The organism is Streptomyces sp. NPDC060184 (assembly GCF_042728795.1).
Classification (GTDB): Bacteria; Actinomycetota; Actinomycetes; order Streptomycetales; family Streptomycetaceae; genus Streptomyces.
On sequence record NZ_JBHWYX010000055.1, the window covers coordinates 18321 to 38571 of the forward strand.

Annotated in this window: 13 protein-coding genes; 7 read left to right on the top strand and 6 right to left on the bottom strand. The window is 70.0% G+C overall.

Going from position 1 to position 20251, the window contains the following annotated elements:
* Positions 1–487: 487 nt before the first annotated feature.
* Entirely contained in the window at positions 488–1207 is a 720-nt protein-coding gene (locus ACFWEE_RS28405) for a class I SAM-dependent methyltransferase (protein ID WP_386893348.1), read from the bottom strand.
* A gap of 342 nt (positions 1208–1549) precedes the next feature.
* Positions 1550–3115 (bottom strand): xylan 1,4-beta-xylosidase, encoded by a 1566-nt coding sequence (locus ACFWEE_RS28410; protein ID WP_386893350.1) that lies wholly within the window; start codon positions 3113–3115, stop codon positions 1550–1552.
* Between the two features lie 391 nt (positions 3116–3506).
* Between ACFWEE_RS28410 and ACFWEE_RS28415 the strand changes: the two genes are divergently transcribed.
* The 5 genes from ACFWEE_RS28415 to ACFWEE_RS28435 all read left to right on the top strand — a co-directional run bounded on the left by ACFWEE_RS28415 (position 3507) and on the right by ACFWEE_RS28435 (position 10114).
* On the top strand, positions 3507–4799 hold the full coding sequence (locus ACFWEE_RS28415) for an ABC transporter substrate-binding protein (RefSeq protein WP_386893351.1): 1293 nt from the start codon (positions 3507–3509) through the stop codon (positions 4797–4799).
* 10 nt (positions 4800–4809) lie between these two features.
* Positions 4810–5832: a carbohydrate ABC transporter permease gene (locus ACFWEE_RS28420; RefSeq protein WP_386893353.1), complete on the top strand. Its 1023-nt coding sequence runs from the start codon at positions 4810–4812 to the stop codon at positions 5830–5832.
* Positions 5832–6722: a carbohydrate ABC transporter permease gene (locus tag ACFWEE_RS28425; protein ID WP_386893354.1), complete on the top strand. Its 891-nt coding sequence runs from the start codon at positions 5832–5834 to the stop codon at positions 6720–6722. Before ACFWEE_RS28420 ends, ACFWEE_RS28425 begins: the two co-directional genes overlap by 1 nt.
* A 102-nt stretch (positions 6723–6824) precedes the next feature.
* A complete protein-coding gene (locus ACFWEE_RS28430; RefSeq protein ID WP_386893355.1) occupies positions 6825–8324 on the top strand; it encodes an alpha-N-arabinofuranosidase in 1500 nt (499 codons plus the stop codon).
* Complete coding sequence (locus tag ACFWEE_RS28435) at positions 8321–10114, top strand: CocE/NonD family hydrolase (RefSeq protein ID WP_386893357.1); 1794 nt, start codon at positions 8321–8323, stop codon at positions 10112–10114. The genes ACFWEE_RS28430 and ACFWEE_RS28435 overlap by 4 nt, the downstream gene beginning before the upstream one ends.
* 114 nt (positions 10115–10228) lie before the next feature.
* On the opposite strand, the gene ACFWEE_RS28440 is transcribed toward ACFWEE_RS28435, so the two are convergent.
* The 3 genes from ACFWEE_RS28440 to ACFWEE_RS28450 all read right to left on the bottom strand — a co-directional run bounded on the left by ACFWEE_RS28440 (position 10229) and on the right by ACFWEE_RS28450 (position 14667).
* Entirely contained in the window at positions 10229–11284 is a 1056-nt protein-coding gene (locus tag ACFWEE_RS28440; protein WP_386893359.1) for a LacI family DNA-binding transcriptional regulator, read from the bottom strand.
* Between the two features lie 162 nt (positions 11285–11446).
* Positions 11447–12976, bottom strand: coding sequence for a glycoside hydrolase family 43 protein (locus ACFWEE_RS28445; RefSeq protein ID WP_386893360.1), 1530 nt, complete (start codon positions 12974–12976; stop codon positions 11447–11449).
* A gap of 227 nt (positions 12977–13203) precedes the next feature.
* The gene (locus tag ACFWEE_RS28450) at positions 13204–14667 is read right to left on the bottom strand and encodes an endo-1,4-beta-xylanase (RefSeq protein WP_386893362.1); all 1464 of its coding nucleotides are present in this window, start codon (positions 14665–14667) and stop codon (positions 13204–13206) included.
* A gap of 627 nt (positions 14668–15294) precedes the next feature.
* Between ACFWEE_RS28450 and ACFWEE_RS28455 the strand changes: the two genes are divergently transcribed.
* Complete coding sequence (locus ACFWEE_RS28455; RefSeq protein ID WP_386893363.1) at positions 15295–16764, top strand: non-reducing end alpha-L-arabinofuranosidase family hydrolase; 1470 nt, start codon at positions 15295–15297, stop codon at positions 16762–16764.
* Positions 16765–16860: 96 nt separating this feature from the next.
* Here the strand turns inward: ACFWEE_RS28455 and ACFWEE_RS28460 are convergent, their stop codons facing one another.
* Positions 16861–17676, bottom strand: a complete 816-nt coding sequence (locus tag ACFWEE_RS28460) for a TetR/AcrR family transcriptional regulator (RefSeq protein WP_386893364.1) — start codon at positions 17674–17676, stop codon at positions 16861–16863.
* A gap of 474 nt (positions 17677–18150) precedes the next feature.
* Between ACFWEE_RS28460 and ACFWEE_RS28465 the strand changes: the two genes are divergently transcribed.
* The gene (locus tag ACFWEE_RS28465) at positions 18151–19863 is read left to right on the top strand and encodes an MFS transporter (RefSeq protein ID WP_386893366.1); all 1713 of its coding nucleotides are present in this window, start codon (positions 18151–18153) and stop codon (positions 19861–19863) included.
* The last annotated feature ends 388 nt before the right edge of the window (positions 19864–20251 follow it).

The following is a 20251-nucleotide window of genomic DNA, read 5'->3' on the forward strand; positions in this document are numbered from 1 at the left end:
AGGATCGCCTGCGGCTCACCTCCGCTCGCGCGGAGAGGACGCGGCCGACCACTGCCCGATGGACGCGTTGTTCGGCTCACCTCCGCTCGCGCGGAGAGGACCCTTCGCGACCTGCCCTTATCCGACCGCATTGCAGTCTCTTTGCCGAGCTTCGCTGCCCATGCTTCCCACCCTATTGTCGTAGCGAAGCGAGTGTAAGGCTCGCCCGTAACCATCGTGCCCGCTCGGGCGGTTGTCGGCGGGTGATGCCATCTCCTGGGCACCGGAGCGGTGTTCCAGAAGCTGTGGGAGGTCGCCTGCTCACTTTACGGCTTCATCACCAGCCGGTTCACCGTCGGCGCTCCTCTGGCGAGGCGAGGTTCAGAAGCTCCAGCCCTCACGCCCCGTCGATCACACACGCCACCTCCGGCAACGGTCACGCGCCGAGGTGAACCCCGTGTCACGGAACCCAGTTCCCGCGTCAGGGGGCCGCCGTACAGGATCCGGTTCAGGGGCGGCCGGCGACGAACCAGCGGGCGGGGAGTTCGACCGGGGAGCCGGTGGGGTGGGTCTCGCTCATGGTGAGGGCGGTGGCGCCTTCGCCGAGGATGGTGAGTCCCGCTGCCCGCAGCAGGGCGGCAACCTCACCCTCGGCGACTTCGCCCGGGCGCAGGTCATGTTCGATGACCTGGCGCAGTTTGGCGGAAGGGCCGCCGGGCTGAGCGGCGACGGCGGCGATGACGGCCTTGGCCTGGCCCGTCGGCTCAAGGATCAGGGCTCGGCCGTGCGCGCCGACCAGCCGGGCGATGGCGGCGGCTACCGCGGGGCGGTCTTCGGGGTCGCTCTGGTGCAGGACGGCCCGCATGTAGACGTTGGTGTCGCCGAGGCGCTCGTGCAGCCTGCCGGCCTGCACCGGGTCGACGAGGTTGAGTTGCTCATACGTTGCGGCTCCGCCCGGATCGGTCCGGCGGGCGTGGGCGATGGCGGCGGCGGAGAGGTCGACGCCGACGGCGGGGGTGAAACGGGTGGCGAGGAAGCGGGTCTGGGTGCCGTTGCCGCACCCGAGGTCGGCGACCGGCAGGGTCGGGTCGGCGTACGGGTCGAGGTGTTCGAGGTCGCGGCGTGCGGTCAGGGCCGGATCCGCGTCCCAGAAGGGTTCGCCCTGCTCGCCTGAACTCTGCTCCCAGAAGCCTTCCCAGGCGGTGCGGTAACGGTCGGATACGGTCATGGAATCTCCTCGCGCTGTGCAGGCGAATCGGCATGCGGGTGGGTCGGCACGCGGGCGAATCCGTGTGCGAACGGACCGACGTGCGAACGAACCGGCATGCGGACGGATCGGTGTGCGGGGGCCGTCGGAGTGACGGGCCCCGGCGGACGCCCCGCCAGGCTCCGAGCCGCCCGGGAAGGGTGTTCCGTCCCGGGCGCCGGTACCGAGGGGCGACCATGCCCACAGCCTGGCATGTCCGGCCACCGGACAGCCGCAGGACAGCCGCAGGACAGCCGCCCCGGGCGAGCCGCGCGGTCCCGGCATGCCGCCGGCCCACGAACGGGCGGGCCGGCGGCGCGGGGTTCACGACCCGTTCGCGGTGTCCTCGGCGTACTCGGCGTACTCGGCGTACTCGCCACCGAGGCCGAACAGCCGGTCCTCGCTCCACCATTCCGGCGTCTCGTCGACGACCGGCGTGAGCTCCACCAACGTCACCTCGTGGCGGCTCAGGACGAGGTCCACGTCGGCGCGCCCGGCGGTGACGGGCACGCTCCAGTGCGAGCGGGCCGGCTCGGCGGCCTCGCGCAGGGCGTCGAGCAGGCGTTTGCCGGGCGCGAGCGGTCGCCCCATCTCGCACCAGGCCGCCCAGGAGTTGCCGGCGTCCTCGCTGACGGAACGGCGTCGGACGAAGGCGGAGTTGGGCGTGTCGGGAGCACCGACGGGCAGGGACAGCCGGACAGTGTGGCCGTTCACGGGTTCACCGCCGGCGGGGTCGGCCGGCGCCCAGGCCAGCACCGTGACGCGTCCGTCGCCGTGTCGGGTCACCAGGTGGTCCTCGCCGCGGGCGAGGACTTGCTCGCCCATCTCTGCCATGAACGCGTACAGGTGGTAGGTGGGTTTCTTGATCTGCCGGTGTGTCAGCAGACCGAATCCGCCGTGGAACGGTGCGGTGGGGATGCCCACTTCCTCGAACACGTCGCTGAAGGTCCAGTACGAGAAGGAGTCAGCGAGGTCGCCTCCGTTCACCAGCACTGGTGCCAGGTACGCCGCGTGGAACGCGGTGTCGTGGATCGGGTTGTCCGGCCGGTACGAGGAGTTGAACTCGGTGATGTGCAGGGGCAGGTCCGCGAGTCCGGTGCCCGCCAACTGCCTTCGCGGGGCGCCGAACTGCTCGAGCAGCGCCGACGCGGGCATGAGCGTCTGGTGCGCGCCGAACGGCACGGACTGGACGGGGCCGGACGAGTAGGCGTGGCGGCTCACGAAGTCGATGGGCACGTCGTGGGAGTCGACGAACTCGGCGAAGCGCTGGATCCATCCGTCCTCGTAGCCCGGCGCCAATGAGGGTCCACCGACTTGGAGTTGGGCATCGACCTCCTTGACGGCCAGCGAGGTCACCTCGTAGAGGCGGTGGTAGGCGTCCTGGTCCGAGGCCCAGAACGGCACCAGGTTGGGCTCGTTCCACACCTCGATCGGCCACTGGCGCACCTGGTCGATGCCATAGCGGTCGACCAGGTGCCCGATGACGGCGCGGACGAGGTCGGCCCACTCCTTCTCGTCGCGAGGAGGAGTGACGTTGCCCTTCCACCAGAAAACGGTGTCCTCGCCGGAGGCGAGCCCGGACGGCATGAAGCCGAGTTCCAGGAAGGGCGCGATCCCCATCTCCAGGTAGGCGTCGACCACTTGGTCGACGTACGTGAAGGCGTGACGCACGCGCCGCTCGCCCGCGTAGTCGTAGGGGCGGTGGACGCCCATGCCGTCGCTGAGCAGACCGTGTCCCCGGATGTACCGGAAACCTATCTCCCGCTGGACGAGATCGAGCGATTCCTGGTAGTCGCGCCGCAGCGCGAGGTCGAGGCGGCCCGTGCCGACGCACTGGCGCCAGGCTTCGGAGAGCCGGGCAATCGGCTGCCGGGGGACGACGATCCGCATGGTGGGGGTTCCTTTCCCGTGGTGTGGTGCGGGACGCGCCGGGACGGACGGGCGGAACGACCGGCTCTCGCTCAACGTGCCGCGCACCGTAGGGAGATCGAGAAAACGGTGTCAAGACGTCGAGCGGTCCGCCTGCCGGTCTCCGGCGTCCTGGCGGCGCGCGTGGCCCGGATGACCGCGACCGGGTACGTCCCTGATCGTCGCGGCACCCGCTCATACTCGCGCACGATGGCCGGCGCGATCGATAACGATCGCGCATCTTGCGAAAACTATCCGTTGCCTCATGCTCATTTCAGGCGGTACACCTGGCTCCGGCTTCGCGGACGCCCCATGAATTTGCGCAAAACCAACCGCACTTGAACCACTCACAACAGATCAGGGAGTTCCCACGATGACGAGGAGAACCCGCAGCGCGAGCGCTGCCGCGATCGGCTTGTGCGTCGCACTCGTCGCTGCCGGCTGCGCCGGCGGTGACGGCGGCGGCGGCGCTTCGTCCGACGGCCAGGGCACGGTGACGCTCTGGACGAACGCGATGGAAGGCCGCGGTGCGCAGTACTGGAAGGACGCCGCGAAGGCGTACCGAGCCCTGCACCCGGACGTCACGATCAAGATCCAGTCGGTCCAGAACGAGGACCTCGACGGCAAGCTGCAGAACGCGCTCAACTCGAACTCCGCGCCCGACATCTTCCTCCAGCGCGGTGGCGGCAAGATGCAGGCCATGGTCGAGGCCGGGCAGATCCAGTCGCTGGAACTGACCGGTACCGACAGGGAGAACGTGGGCGAGGCGGCCCTCGAAGGTGTCTCGATCGACGGCAAGGTCTACGCGATGCCGCTCGACACGCAGCCCGAGGGCATCTACTACAGCAAGGACCTGTTCAAGCAGGCCGGTATCACCTCGACGCCGACGACGATGGACGGACTCAAGGACGCCGTCGCGAAGCTGAAGGCGATCGGGGTGGCGCCGATCGCGGTCGGCGCCAAGGACGCCTGGCCGGCCGCGCACTGGTACTACAACTTCGTCGTGCGCGAGTGCAGCCAGGAGACCATGCAGAAGGCCGCCAAGTCGCTCACGTTCGACGACCCGTGCTGGGCCGAGGCCGGGGACGACCTGGCCGTACTCCTGAAGGAGCAGCCCTTCCAGAAGGGCTTCCTGACGGCGACCTCGCAGCAGGGCGCCGGCTCCTCGGCGGGCATGATCGCCAACCACAGGGCGGCCATGGAGCTCATGGGCAACTGGGAACCCGGTGTGGTCAGGGACCTCACCCCGCAGAAGAAGCCGCTTGCCGACCTCGGATGGTTCCCCTTCCCCGCCGTGCCCGGCGGCCAGGGCGACCCGACCGCCATCATGGGCGGCGCCGGCGGCTACTCCCTCTCCAGGAACGCTCCGAAGGAAGCCCTGTCCTTCCTCCAGTTCGTCGTGACCAAGGAGCAACAGGAGTCCTACGCGCAGGCGTTCGACACCGTCCCGGTGAACAAGAAGGCCCAGGGCGTCGTCACCGAGTCCTACAACATCTCGGCACTGGAGACCTTCAACAAGGCGGCCTATTCGATGCAGTTCCTCGACACCGTATACGGCCAGAACGTCGGCAACGCCATGAACATCGCCGTGGTGAACCTCATGGCCGGAAAGGGATCCGCATCCGACATCGTCGCGGACGTCAAAGCTGCCGCCGAGAAGGGCTGAGTAAGCAGACATGAGCGACACCCTGGGTACTGACACGGCCGACGGCCGCCAGTCGCAGGGCACGCACGGAGCCGGGGACGCCGCCACGTCCGTGCCCCCGGCTCCGCCGCGAGCGGCTGCGCACCGCCGGGGCCGTGCCAGGATGCGACTCGAAATAGCGGTCCTGTCCGCGCCGGCGGTCCTCACGTTCCTGGCGTTCGTGATCTTCCCGGTCGCGCTCGCCGCCTACTACGGCTTCTACCGGTGGAAGGGCTACGGAGCCCCCACCGACTGGGTGGGCCTGAACAACTACGAGCTGATCCTCACCGACCCCGCGTTCCACGACGTCCTGTGGCACAACGGCCTGATCCTGGTGCTCTCACTGGTCGTCCAGGGTCCGGTGGCGATCGTTCTCGCGCTCCTGCTCAACCAGAAGATCCGCGGACGCTCGGTCATCCGCGTCCTGGTCTTCGTGCCCTACATCATCTCCGAGATCATCGTCGGCACCGGCTGGGGCCTGATGCTCCAGAGCAACGGCGCCGCCAACGACCTCCTTCACCGGATGGGCCTGAGCTCCCTGACGGCCGACTGGATAGCCGACCCGGACCTCGCCATCTGGACGCTGGTGGCCATCATCACGTGGAAGTACGTCGGCTTCGCGGTGATCCTGATGCTCGCCGGGCTGCAGTCGATCCCCGACGAGATCTTCGAGGCCGCCCAGATCGACGGTGCCTCCTTCTGGCAGATCCAGCGCCGCATCACGCTGCCGCTGCTGGGACCGACGATCCGCATCTGGGCCTTCCTGTCGATCATCGGCTCCCTGCAGTTGTTCGACCTCGTCTACATCATCTGGGGACCGTACGTCTCGGGCACGGCGGGCACCTCGACCATGGCGATCTACATGCTCGCCCAGGGCCGCAACGCGGGCAACTACGGTTACGGCAGCGCCGTAGCCGTAGTGATGTTCGTCATCTCGCTCGTCGTCGCGCTGATCTACCAGCGCACCGTCCTGCGCCGGGACCTCCGGGGCGCCGTCACCGAAGGGACCCTGTGATGAGCGCGAAGACCACGTTCCGGACCTCCCCCGCGCTGGAGCCGACGGCAGCCGCCGGCCGCCGCGGCACTCCGCAGAAGTGGGGCAGCCCCGTCACCTACTTCGTCGCGCTGCTCTTCGTCGGCGTCTGCGTCGCACCCGTGCTCTACATCGTGCTCGGTGGATTTCGCACCAACGCGCAGATCACCACTGATCCGGCGGCCCTGCCGCACCCCTGGGTGGTCGGCAACTACACGGGCATTCTGAAGTCGTCGGTTTTCTGGGGCGAGTTCGCCAACTCCCTCGTGGTCGCGATCGCCAGCACCGCGGGCATCGTCGCCCTCGGCCTGATGGTGAGCTTCGTGATCGCACGTTACGACTTCAGGCTCAAGGGCGCGATGTACTCCCTGTTCGCCGCCGGCCTGATGTTCCCCATGGTCATCGCGATCACTCCGCTGTACCTCGTCGTCAAGGACCTCGGTCTCGTCGACAACCTGCTCGGTGTGATCGTCCCGCAGATCGCCTTCGGCCTGCCGACGACCGTGATCATCCTGGTGCCGTTCCTCAGAGCCATCCCCAACGAGATCGAGGAAGCCGCCGCGATCGACGGCATGAGCCGGCTCGGGTTCTTCTTCCGCATGGTGATCCCGCTGTCGCTGCCCGGCGTGGTCACCGTCGGCATCCTCGGATTCGTCGGCAGCTGGAACAACTACCTCCTGCCCCTGTACGTCCTCAACTCGCAGGCCAACTACACCCTGCCGCTCGGCGTCCAGGTGTTCTCCTCCCAGTACTCCACGGACACCGCAAAGGTCCTCGCCTTCACCTCACTCGCCATGCTGCCCGCCCTGATCTTCTTCTCGGTCTTCGAGAAGCGCATCGTCGGCGGCCTCACCGGTGCCGTGAAGGGCTGACCCCGCCACCAGGACCCCGCCCGGACCTTCCTGGCGGGGGGCGGGACGCTGCCCGGCCAAATCCGCCCAGCCCCGCGCCATCTCCGCGAAAGGACCGCCGCATTGCCTCGCGCCCACATCGAACTCGACAGACAGGCCGTCGTCGCGCCCGTACGGCGGCGCACCTTCGGCTCGTTCGTCGAACACCTCGGCCGCTGCGTGTACACGGGGCTCTACGAGCCCGGTCACCCGAGCGCGAACGAGGACGGGTTCCGCATGGACGTCGTCGAACTCGTCCGGGAACTCGGCAGCACCACCATCCGCTACCCGGGCGGCAACTTCGTCTCCGGGTTCCGCTGGGAGGACGCCGTCGGCCCGCGCGAGACACGCCCGGTGCGCCGCGACCTCGCCTGGCGTTCGCTCGAAACCAACCAGGTCGGCCTCGACGAGTTCGCCCGATGGCTCAGGCTCACCGACTCCGAACTCATGCTGGCCGTCAACGTGGCCACCCGGGGCATCCTGCCCGCTCTGGACCTGCTGGAGTACGCCAACCACCCCTCCGGCACGGCCCTGTCGGACCTGCGCATCGCCAACGGCACACCGGAGCCGCACGACGTGCGGATGTGGTGCCTGGGCAACGAGATGGACGGGCCCTGGCAGACCGGGTTCATGACGGCGGACGACTACGGCAAGCTGGCCGCCCGCACCGCCGCCGCGATGAAAAGGGCCGACAAGGACCTCGAACTCGTCGTCTGCGGCTCCTCAGGCTCCGCCATGCCGACCTTCGGCGACTGGGAGCGCACCGTACTGGAGCACAGTTACGACCACGTCGACTACGTCTCCTGCCACGCGTACTACCAGGAGCACGACGGCGACCTCGGCTCCTTCCTCGCTTCGGCGACCGACATGGACTTCTTCATCGACACCGTCGTCGCGACCGCCGACCACGTGGGGCACAAGAAGCGCTCCACCAAGAAGATCGACGTCTCCTTCGACGAGTGGAACGTCTGGTATCTCAAGGAGCACCAGGAGTCCGACAAGGCCCAGCACGAGTGGCGTCACGCACCCCGGCTCCTGGAGGACGCCTACTCGGTGGCGGACGCGGTCGTCGTCGGCAACCTGCTGATGACTCTCCTGCGCCGCAGCGACCGCGTCACCTCGGCGTCCCTCGCCCAGCTGGTCAATGTGATCGCCCCGATCATGACCGAACCCGGCGGCCCGGCCTGGCGCCAGACGACGTTCTACCCGTTCTCGATCACGAGCCGGCTGGCCTCCGGCGAAGTGATCCGCCCACGGATCGAGGCACCGATCTACGAGACGGCGCGCTACGGGGAGGTGCCCGTCGTCGACGCCGTCGCGACGGCGGACGAGGACCGGGCAGCGGTCTTTCTCGTCAACCGTGACCTGGCGGAAGCCGCGCAGGTCACGGTCGACGTACGCAGCCTCGGCTCCTCGCGCGTCACGGAGGCGGTCACGCTCGCCGACCCCGACGTGTACGCCCGGAACACGCTGGCCCACCGGGACAGGGTGACCCCGGTCGCGAACACCGCGGCCGTGCTCGTCGACGGCCTGCTCACCATCGAACTGCCCCCGACGTCGTGGACGGCGGTCGCCCTGCGATGAGCGAGGGCACGAGCCCCGTCCAGGAGCCGTTCGCCCTCCCGTGCCCGGGTCCGGCGGGTGACCCGCCGGACCCCATCGCCGACCGCCGCGAGGTGGTCTGCACGGTGCGCGACGGCGCGCGCCTCCGCACCCTCCTGCTGGTTCCGCACGGGACCGGCCCGTGGCCGGCCCTGCTGACCCGTCACCCCTACGACGTGGCCCGTGAGGAGCACGAGGGGACGATCGACGTCAAACGCCTCGCCGCCGCCGGTTACCTCGTCGCGCTCCAGGACGTCCGGGGCCGCTTCGGTTCCGAAGGCGACTTCGTCCCCTGCGCGCAGGAGGTGGCCGACGGCGCCGACGCCGTGGCGTGGCTCGCGGCGCTTCCCGAATGCGACGGGACCGTCGGAATGTGGGGTGCCTCCTACGCTTCGGACACCCAGTTCAGCGCGCTGCTCGGGGGCGCACCGGCGCTGCGGGCGATCGCTCCCGCGCTGACGCCGGCGATGTCCGCGCTCGACGGTTTCCGGTTCCGCGGCGGGGTGCCGGAGATTGGCAGCACGCTGGCGTGGACGCACTACGCGATCGCCCCGGACATGATCGCGCGCATCGGTTCCGCCGACGACCGGGAGGCCGAACGGAATCGGTGGGAGGCGACCGAGCGGGCGATCGCGGGCGGCGACGCGTTCCGGGCCGGAACTCCGCACGGGCGACCTGACGTCGAGGCGATCGCCGGGTGGGGCCTGGACCTGTTGCGGGAGCCGCTCGGGTCGGCGCGTCACCGCGAGGGGAAGATCGTCGACCGGATCGACGCGGTCGACGTCCCGGTCCTCCTGATCGGAGGGTGGTTCGACGTCTTCCTCGGGTCGACCCTGGAACTCCACCGACGGCTGGTGCGCCGCGCGAAGGAGACCGGCGGGCCGGTGCCCCGCCTTCTGATCGGCCCCTGGACGCACGACAACCTCTCGGGCCGGACGGCCGGTGTGGACTTCGGACCGGGCGCGTCCGCCGACGGTCTCCACGGCGGGGACCTCACCGCGCAGCACGTGCGGTGGTTCGACGCCACCCTGCGCGGCGGCGCGGCGGAGGTGCCGCCGGTGCGCGTGTTCCTCATGGGCGCGAACCGGTGGATCGAACCGGAGGAGTTCCCCCCGCCCGGCACGCGGACGCTGGAGCTGTATCTGAACGAGGGGGGCGTGCTGGCGACGGCGCCTGCCGGGACCGGCGAACGGCTGCTGACCAGCGATCCCGCGTCCGCGGTGCCGACGTGCGGCGGTGCGGTGCTCCTGTTCGGGCCGTTCGAGGCGGGCCCCGCCGACCAGACGGCGATCGAGGCGCGGCAGGACGTGGCCTCGTGGCGCACCGCGCCGCTCGCCGAGGAACTCACGGTGATGGGCGCGGTCCGTGCCGTCGTCCACCTGGCGACCACCGGAACGGACGCGGACGTTGTCGTGCGGCTGTGCGACGAACCCCCGGAGGGCGGCAGCCGTGTCGTCGCCGACGGCGTGCAGCGGGGGTCGGCGCGGTCGGTCGACCCGGTCACGGGCGTGGGCGAGAGACGGCCGCTGGAGCCGGGCCGGGACCACGAGTTCGTCGTGGACCTCTGGTCGACGGCGCACACGTTCCTGCCGGGCCACCGGGTGCGCGTCGACGTCGCGCCGAGTTCGTCGCCCCGCTGGGACATCGGGCTCAATGCCTTCGCTCCGTCCGGGGAGCCGGCCGAGCCCACCGCGGCGGAGTACACGATCCGTCATGGCGCCGCCCGTCCGAGCCGTCTCGTCCTCCAGGCCGTGACGCCGGCACCGCGCTGACGCGGGAGGGGGCGGTCCTCCGGCGATCCGCCGGTACGGGTCGGGAGGACGGCGCCGTTACAGGTCAGGAGGACGGCGCCGGTACGGGCCGGGTGGGAGACGCCGGTACCGGTATCAGGAGGACGGCACCGGGCCGGGCCCGGTGGACGGCACCGGGGCGGGCCCGGTGGACGGCACCGGGGCGGGTCCGGTGGAGGCGCGGAGGACCAGCTCCGTGGCCAGCTCCATGCGGGAGGGCGACCGGACACCGGCGTTCTCGCCCCGGGAGAGCTCGATCAGACGTTTGACGGCCGCGGCGCCCAGCTCGGTACTGGGCTGTCTGACGGTCGTCAGGCCGGGGGTGATGTACTGCGCCTCGGGGAGGTCGTCGAACCCGATGACGCTGATGTCCTCGGGTATCCGCAGGCCCCGGGCCGCCACCGCGTCGTAGACGCCGAGTGCCATGGAGTCCGCGCAGGCGAAGATGCCCGTGATCCCCGGGTCGCCGTCGAGCAGGGTGTGGGTGGCGGACGCCGCCTTGGCGCGGTTCCATCCGCCGTGGGCCACCGACACCGTGGCGTCGCCGACGGCCGTGGTGTCGGCCGCCGCACGGAAACCGTCGACGCGCGCCCTGCTGAAGAGGTGGCGTGCATGTCCTGCGACCACCCCCATCCGCGTATGGCCGAGGGAGAGGAGGTGGTCGCAGGCCATGCGGCCACCCTCCCAGTTCGCCACTCCGATGCTCGCCACTCCCGAAGGGGGCGTGCTCATCGGGTCGATGAGCACCACGGGGACGCCCGCGGCGAAGAGTGCGCCGAACTGCCGCGACGCGGGATCGACCAATGTTCCGATCACTCCGATGGTGCGCCTTCTCAGCAGGCGCGACACCCAGTCGCCGTCCGGTTCCGCGAGGGTCAGGACGACGTCGATTCCCGCTGCCGCCGCTTCGCGTCCGACCCCGGCTATCAGCAGGTTCGCCCACGATCCCTCGAAGTGGGTGACCACGAGGTCGAGCGCGTGGGAGAGGCCGCCCTCTTCCCGTGCGGTCTCGCCCTTGGCCCCGGCCGGGCGGGTGTAGCCGACGGCCTGCACGGCTTCCATGACCTTCGCGCGGGTCTCCGACGAGACGTCCGTGCCGCCGCGCAGCACCTTGGACACGGTGGGAATGCTCGTACCGGCGGTCTTGGCCACCAGGGACAGTGTGGGACGCGATCCGGCTGGTCGAGGCGGCATGGGGGAAAGGTTAGCCCACCTGCCGAAGGGTCCTGCCGGGGACCGGGGAAGCGCTTCCGGCGGGGGCGGGCGGACCGGGTGCGGGCGCACCGGGGGTGCGGTGTCCGCCCGCCCCCGGCGTCACACGGACGGTGCCGGGGCCGGTGCGTACTCGAACCAGTCGAAGGCGACCGAGCCCCGGGTGGCGTACATGCCGATCACCCGGCCGGTGAAGCCGCAGGCGACCTCGGTGGACAGGTAGCGCCCGTCCAGTTCCGCGATCGGACGGGCGCCGGGGGCGTCGGGATCGCCGAGCCAGAAGCCGATGGTGTCGGGGCCCGTGGTGCCGCCGTCGGTGAGGTGGGGCGACGCGGGAATGAGGTCGGACGTCCGGATCGTCACGGTGAGGTGCAGCGGCCCGGCCGGGACCGGCCTGCGGGCCAGGGTCTGGCGCAGCGGCCCGATGCGGGCGACGACGGTGACCTCCGCGTCCCCGGCCTCCAGTTCGTAGTGGTGGGCCTCGTCCAGGCGCAGGCAGAGTCCCCCGCGTCCCGTGCCCGGGTCGGTCAGGGTGCCGGCGCGGCAGTCGTGGTGCTGCTGGCGGCGGCCGACGAAGGTGTACCCGGGGGTGTCCAGGGTGGGACCGGTGGCGTGGAGGACCAGATGGCCGGATCGCTCGGTGAGCGACCAGGAGCCTTCCGGGCGGGCGAACGGCGAGATCCAGTGCGGCGCGAGGACGCCCGCGCCGAAGTCGTCGCGGGCGGGCGGGGCCGGTACGGGGTGCCAGGCGCCGCCCGGGGCCGCGTGGCGCTCGGGAACGGGCGCCACGACGGGCCAGCCGTCCTCGTGCCACTCCACGGGGGTCAGGAACGTCTCGCGGCCGAGCACGTGCACGTCGGGCGTGAAGCCGCGGGGGCGGACGCCCAGCAGCACCATCCACCAGCTGCCGTCGGGGGCCTGCACCAGGTCGGCGTGGCCGGTGTTCTGGATGGAGCGGGCGGTGCCGCTGTGGGACAGCAGGGGGTTGCCGGGCGCGCCCTCCCAGGGGCCGCGCGGCGAGCGGCTGCGGGCGACGGAGACGCTGTGGCCGCGTTCCGTGCCGCCCTCGGCGATCAGCAGGTACCACCAGTCGCCGACGCGGTGGAGGTGCGGCGCTTCGGGGAACTTGAGGCCGCTCCCCGACCACGTGGGGAAGGGCCCCTCCAGCACTTCGCCCGTGACCGGGTCGATCCTGGCCAGGTTGATGCCGCCTTCGGGACCGGAGAAGGCGCACCAGCAGGTGCCGTCCTCCTCCCATGCCAGGTCGGGGTCGATCCCGGTCAGGTCGATCCACACGGGGTCGCTCCACGGCCCCTCGGGCCGCTCGGCGGAGACGACGAAGTTGCCGCCCCCGTCGATGTTGGTGTTGATCACCCAGTAACGGCCGTCGTGGTGGCGGATCGTGGGGGCGTAGAGTCCCCCGGACGCCTTGGATCCGGGGAGGGGCAGGGGCAGTTGTCCGGGCCGGTCGAGCACGTTGCCGATCTGCTCCCAGTGCACCAGGTCCTTGCTGTGGAAGAGGGGCAGCCCGGGGAAGTACTCGAAGCTGGAGCACACCAGGTAGTAGTCGTCACCGGCCCGGCACACGCTCGGATCGGGGTGGAACCCGCTGATCACCGGGTTGTCGTACATGTGCACAGAAATGCTTCCCTTCGGCCCGCCCGGCGCGGTGAGGCCAATCCGGGCGGCGGTTCGGTTCTCGCTCGTCCGTCCGTCCCGGGCTCCGCGTGCCGCGCCCCGGGGCGACTTCGCGGGCGGGGCGGCGGTCCACGCGGTACGGGCCGCCGCCGTGACGGCGGCGGCCCTCCGGGCGGTCGGCCGCCGTCCCTCTCGGAAGAGGAGGGCGGCGGCGGACCGTGTCAGGACGACAGGGTCCAGCGCTGGTTGCTGCCGTTCGAGCAGGTGTAGAGCTGGAGCTGCGTGCCGTTGCCGGTGCCTGCTCCCACGGCGTCGAGGCAGAGTCCGGACTGGACGCCGACCACGGAGCCGTCGGAGCCGAGGCGCCACTTCTGGTTGTCGGCGCCCCAGCAGCCGTAGATCTGGATCTTGGCACCGTTGCCGCTGCCCGCGGCGTCCAGGCACTTGTTGCCGTAGACCCGGAGTTCACCGGCGGAGGTGAGCTCCCACTGCTGGTTGGCCGCGCTGTGGCAGTCGTACAGCTGGACCGCGGTGCCGTCCGCGGTGGCGGAGTTGGGCACGTCCACGCAGCGGCCGGAACCGGCACCCTTGAGCTGTCCGCTCTGGCCGCCGCCGTCACCGCCGCCGTCACCGCCGTCGCCACCGCCGGACGAGCCGCTGTTGAGCGCGTTGAGGACGGCGCTGTAGGCGGACTTCTTGCTGCCGTCATTGTTGAACAGCAGCGGCGCGTCTCCCGATCGCCAGGAGTCGGAGTCGCGCACGCCCCAGACGGTGATGCCGAGGCAACGCGAGACGGCCAGGCAGTCGTTGACCACGTTGGCGTAGGTCGTGGACGAGGCGCCCTGGATGTCGAGTTCGGTGACGGCCACGTCGACGCCGAGGGCGGCGAAGTTCTGCAGGGTGGTGCGGAAGTTGCTGTCGTAGGGGCTGCCGCTGTTGAAGTGCGACTGGAAGCCCACGCAGTCGATCGGCACGCCGCGGGACTTGAAGTCCTTGACCATGTTGTACACGCCCTGGGTCTTGGCCCAGTTCCAGTTCTCGATGTTGTAGTCGTTGTAGCAGAGCTTGGCGGACGGGTCGGCGGCGCGCGCGGTGCGGAAGGCGACCTCGATCCAGTCGTTGCCGGTGCGCTGCAGGTTGGAGTCGCGGCGACCGCCCGAGTTGCCGTCGGCGAAGGCCTCGTTCACGACGTCCCACTGGACGATCTTGCCCTTGAAGTGGGCCATCACGCCGTTGATGTGGTCGTTCATCGCCTGGCGCAGCGAGCTGCCGCTCAGGCTCTGCATCCAGCTGGGCTGCTGGGAGTGCCAGGCCAGAGTGTGGCCGCGCACCTGCTTGCCGTTCTGCACCGCCCAGTTGTAGACGCGGTCGGCGTTGCTGAAGTTGAACTGGCCCCGCTGCGGCTCGGTGGCGTCGATCTTCATCTCGTTCTCGGCCGTCACCACGTTGAACTCGCGGGACGCGATCGAGGTGTACGCCGAGTCGCCGAGCCTGCCCGAGGCGATGGCGGTGCCGAAGTAGCGGCCACTCTGCGCCGCCGCGGTGCCGAGCGTGGTCTCGGCGGCGTGCGCGTTGGACGGTGCGACCAGCGCGGCGGACGCCCCCAGGACGCCGACGAGCAGCGCCGGCAGCAGAACGCGGAGCGGCCGGCCGAGAGCGGATCTCGGTAGGGAGTAGGAGCCCATGGCTGTGCCTCCAAAAATAGGGGGATTGCGGAAGGAACGAAGCGCAAAGGCCGCGTCGTCCGCTCTCGTGCGGTCGGCGGACGGGCAGACCGGCGGGTGCGCGCGTCCGTCGTGCGTGTCGTACACGGATCTGTCGTACGTGTCGTGCACGGATCTGTCGTGCCGGATCCGCCGATCGGCTGTGCGCGGATCTGCCGGACGGCAGAGACAGCCGGGAGCCGACGGGGGTGGGACGTGCCGAACCACGTCCGGTGTCCCAGACAGGGATGATTGAGGTATTGACGGTGACTCGTCAATACCTCGCGCACAGATTGTTTGCGCTAACACTTCGAAAAGTTTCGCACAATAAGCGAGCCCACATCAGGCGTCCGACACGGCCACCCATGACCGACTCGGGCCGCCAACAGGCTTTCCGCACAAGGTTCGACACCGGTGCGCACCGGCGCGGGCGGACTGAATCCCAGACAGATTTGCCCAACACCTTGACTGCGAGCGCTCACATTCCTAGCTTGTGGCGTCACGAGAACAAAGTTTTTGCGCAATGTTTCGAAAGAGCTTTGATCTTCCCGCACCCGCACCGCGGCCCGTCGGGTCACCTCACCCCGACCCCTCCCAGGAGGTCCTTTGATGTGGTTCCGCCACGCGTTCCCGGCCCGCCCGGAACGCCTGCTCGCGCTCCTCGCACCCTTGTTGCTCGTGGCCGGCTTCCTCGGGGCCCAGCCCGCCGAAGCGGCGACGGTCGATTCCGGCGCCTCGTACGTACTGGTCAACCGCAACAGCGGCAAGGCCCTGGACGTCTACAACCTGGCGACCGGGGACGGCGCCCGTATCGACCAGTGGACCCGGAACGACCAGAAGCAGCAGCAGTGGCAGTTCACCGACTCCGGTGACGGCTACTACCGCGTCAAGTCCGTCCACTCGGGCAAGGTGCTCGACGTCTACAACTGGTCCACCGCGAACGGCGGTTCGATCGTCCAGTGGACCGACCTGAACGCCACCAACCAGCAGTGGAAGCTGGCCGACAGCTCCGACGGCTACGTGAGGCTCATCTCGCGGCACAGCGGCAAGGCTCTCGAAGTACAGGGCGCCTCCACCGCCGACAACGCGAACGTCGTCCAGTACGACGACTGGGGCGGCACCAACCAGCAGTGGAAGCTGGTCAAGGTCGGCGGCGGCGACACCTCCGGCACGTGCGACCTTCCGTCGGCCTACCGCTGGGCGTCGACGGGCGCTCTGGCGCAGCCCAAGCAGGGGTGGGCCTCGCTCAAGGACTTCACCGTCGTCCCCTACAACGGCAAGCAGCTCGTCTACGCGACGACGCACGACACCGGGTCGAGCTGGGGTTCGATGAACTTCAGCCCGTTCACCAACTGGTCGGACATGGCGTCGGCCGGCCAGAACACGATGTCGTCCGCGACCGTCGCACCCACGCTCTTCTACTTCGCGCCGAAGAGCATCTGGGTGCTCACCTACCAGTGGGGCGGGACCGCCTTCTCCTACCGGACGTCGAGCGACCCCACCAACCCCAACGGCTGGTCAGCCCCGCAGGTGCTCTTCTCCGGGAGCATCAGCGACTCCGGGACCGGACCCATCGACCAGACGATCATCGGTGACGGGACGAACATGTACCTGTTCTTCGCCGGCGACAACGGCAAGATCTACCGGGCCTCCATGCCGATCGGGAACTTCCCGGGCAGCTTCGGGTCGTCCTCCACCGTGGTCATGAGTGACACGACGAACAACCTGTTCGAAGCGCCGCAGGTCTACAAGCTGCAGGGTCAGAACCGGTACCTCATGATCGTCGAGGCTATCGGTTCGCAGGGCCGCTACTTCCGCTCGTTCACGGCCACCGGTCTGAACGGGTCGTGGACACCCCAGGCCGCGACCGAGAGCAACCCGTTCGCCGGTAAGGCCAACAGCGGCGCCACCTGGACCAACGACATCAGCCACGGCGAACTGATCCGCACGAGCGCCGATCAGACCATGACCGTCGACCCCTGCAACCTGCAGTTGCTCTACCAGGGCCGCAGCCCCAGCTCCGGCGGCGACTACGGCCTCCTGCCCTACCGTCCGGGCCTGCTGACCCTGCAGCACTGACCGGACGGCGCGACCGGCCCGGTCACGCACCGGGCCGGTCTGCCTACGGCTCCGGGCGGCGGCACGGCGTCCGCGCAGCACCGCCCGTCCGCGGCACTAAACCTGTGGGTTCTGACGTCGCTTCGGGTCCGGCAGGTAGCTCGCGAGGCCCCTCAGGATGATCTCCAGGCCGACGTCGAACCTCTCCTCGGAGGAGTCCGTCATCAGCAGCCCTGACAGGGCGCGCAGATGGGGGAATTCCGCCGCCGGCAGGGAGGCGAAGTAGGTCTGCATCTCCCCCGCCATCTCGCGCCGGTCGGACGGGGCCGGAGAGGGGTCGTCACCTTCGCGGCCCGCGCCCCGATCCCGGTCCCGGTTCCGATCCCGGTCCCGCCACAGGCCTTCCTCGAGGACGAAGCCGTCGATGTAGGTGGAGATGATGTCGCCCGCCCGGGCCGCGATGCGGTCGGGCAGGCCCGCGACGCGGAAGACCGCCAGCACGGCTTCGACGTGCGGCAGCAGTTCGGCGGTGAAGGGGGCGTGCGCCATCGAAATCCGGGCCATGTCCCGGTGGGCCAGGAGGCGTTGCCGTGCGGACCGGGCGTAGTCACGCACCTGCTCCTGCCATCGGGCGGGATCGGGCGAGGGGATCGAGAAACCGTCGAAGAGGCGGGCGTACATCAGTTCCAGGAGGTCGTCCTTGGAACTGACGTGGGCGTAGAGGGCCGAGGCCGATACGCCCAGTTCGGCCGCGACCTGACGCATCGACAGGCCGTCGAGTCCCGCACGGTCGAGCACGGTGAAAGCGGCGTCGACGACCCGGTCGCGCGACAGCGGCAGGCGCGCGGGAGCTCCTTGGGCACGCGCGGTACGCCCACGCTCCCAGGGAGAGGGCGGAGGAGGCTCGGGGGTACCGGTGGCCGGGTCGGTCATGGACACAGCCTAGGCACCGGGAGCGACGGAACGGGTTTCCGTCGGCGGAACCCGCCCGGCCGCGTGACGCGCGATCGCCGCGCCGGACGGTACGGAGCCCCCCGAAGCCCCCCACCGAGACCATGGCGGGTCCGCGTTCCGGAGAGGCGCGAACGCCCGCGTGGCGACGGACCACCAGGGACCGCCTGCGCCGCGAACGCGTGCCGTCGGGCCCTGTCGCGCGCAGCCGCCGGGCGGCACACACCCTCACCCACTCCCCATACCTGCCCCCTGCCCTGCCCCGCCCGCCCTGCCCACAGAACGCGATATATCTTGTCCCGGGGCCGACCGTTGCGCTATATCTTAATGAACGCCGTTCTCTGACTGAACACTGTTCTCCCGCGAGCCGTGTTCTCCGCTGCGGCATGCCATCAGCACGACCATCAGGCGCCCTGTCCGACCGTGACCGGCGCTGCCCTTCCACGAGGAGATCCGATGTCCACCACCGGTGTTGCGTCGTCCCCGACGCCCACCGACTCCCCGGCGCCCTACCGGTGGCGCTGGGTCGCGCTCTTCGTGATCCTCGCCGCCGAGGTGATGGATCTCCTGGACGCCGTAGTCACCAACATCGCAGGTCCCTCCATGCGGGCCGACCTGGGCGGTGGCGCGTCCACGCTGCAATGGCTCGCCGCCGCGTACACCCTCTCGATGGCCGTCGGGCTGGTCACCGGCGGGCGCCTCGGAGACATACACGGCCGCCGCCGGATGTTCCTGGTGGGTGCCGCCGGCTTCACCGCGGGCTCGCTGCTGTGTGCGATAGCCACCTCGCCCGGCATGCTGATCACGGCTCGGGTCGTCCAGGGACTGTTCGGCGCCGTGATGCTGCCTCAGGGGCTCGGCATGATCAAGGAGATGTTCCCGCCGAAGGAGTCGCAGAAGGCGTTCGGCCTGTTCGGCCCGGTCATGGGACTGTCCGCGGTGTGCGGGCCGATCCTCGCGGGCTGGCTCGTGGACGCCGACTACTTCGGCACCGGATGGCGGATGATCTTTCTGATCAACCTGCCGCTCGGCGCCGCGGCCTTCCTCGGCGCCCTGCGCTACCTGCCCAGGACCCAGGCCGGCGACAAGCCGCGCCTGGACATCCCCGGCATGCTCCTGGTCTCGCTCGCCGCGCTGCTCGTCATCTTCCCGCTGGTGCAGGGCCGCGAGTACGACTGGCCCGCCTGGACGTTCGCGATGCTGGCCGCCTCGGTCGCCGTCTTCGTCGCCTTCGCCCTGTACGAGTCGCGCCGCAGCAAGGCGGGGCGGGACCCGTTGGTCGTCCCGAGCCTCTTCCGCAAGCGCGGGTTCAGCGGAGGCATGGTCCTCGGGCTGGTCTTCTTCTCGGCCATGCAGGGCTTCATGCTCGTCTTCAACCTCTACACCCAGATCGGACTGGGCTACTCACCGCTCAAGGCGGGCCTGGTGATGGTGCCCTGGTCCGGCGGCATGATCGTCGGATTCGGACTGGCCCAGGCCGTGGCACGGTTCGGCCGGACCGTGCTGCAGGCAGGCGCGCTGGTCATGGGACTCGGCGTGTTCGGTGTCTGGCTCACGCTCGACGCCGTAGGCGGCGGCGTCGGCCCGTGGCAGCTCCTGCCCGCCCTGCTCGTGACCGGCACCGGCATGGGCCTGCTGATGGCCCCGTTCTTCGACATGGTGCTCGCCAGCGTCGAGCAGCACGAGACGGGCTCGGCGTCCGGCACGATGACCGCCATTCAGCAGCTCGGCGGCGCCTTCGGAGTCGCCATCCTCGGTACGGCGTTCTTCGGCCTGCTGGGCGGCTCGATCGCCAGTTCCGTCGACCACCAGGCGGACGGTCTGCGCGACCGGCTCAGCGCCGTCCACATCACGCCCGCGACCCAGGACCGTGTCGTCGCGGACCTGCGCCGGTGCGCCGCTGACCGCGCCGTCGCCAAGGACTCCGCCGCGACCCCCTCCTCCTGCACCCGCCTGGACAAGGACGCCCGCTCCGCCGTCACTTCACCCGAAGCCGCCGCCAAGGTGCCCGCCGTTCTCCAGGACACCGCGTCCTCCGCCTTCCGCGGAGGCTTCGGCTCGGCGATGAAGACCGTGCTGTGGATCGTGGACGGCATGCTCGTCCTCACCTTCCTCCTCGCCTTCCTGCTCCCCCGCCACGCACGCCCCGAGGAGACCCCCGCCCACTGAGACGGCCGCCTGGCCGATCCGCTGCTCCCGGCGGCGGACCGGCCAGGCTCCATTCCGGCGGGACCACACCGAGACGGGCGCGTTGAGACAGTGGTGGCTCGTGCGCGACGTGCAGGGAGCGCACCGGGGTTTACCCCCGCTCGCGCGGAGAGGACCAGGCGCGGCGACCTGAAGGGGTCTTCCTTCACCGGCTCACCTCCGCTCGCGCGGAGAGGACCTCATCGGGGGTGGCTGCTCGCGCCTCGACTGCGGTTCACCTCCGCTCGCGCGGAGAGGACCCTTCGCGACCTGGCCCGGCTCAAGGGCTTTGCAATCTCTTTGCCGATCCTCGTCGCGCACGCTCTCCGCCCCATCTCCCCCCGCATAGGTGTAGATGTCGCTCCCCATC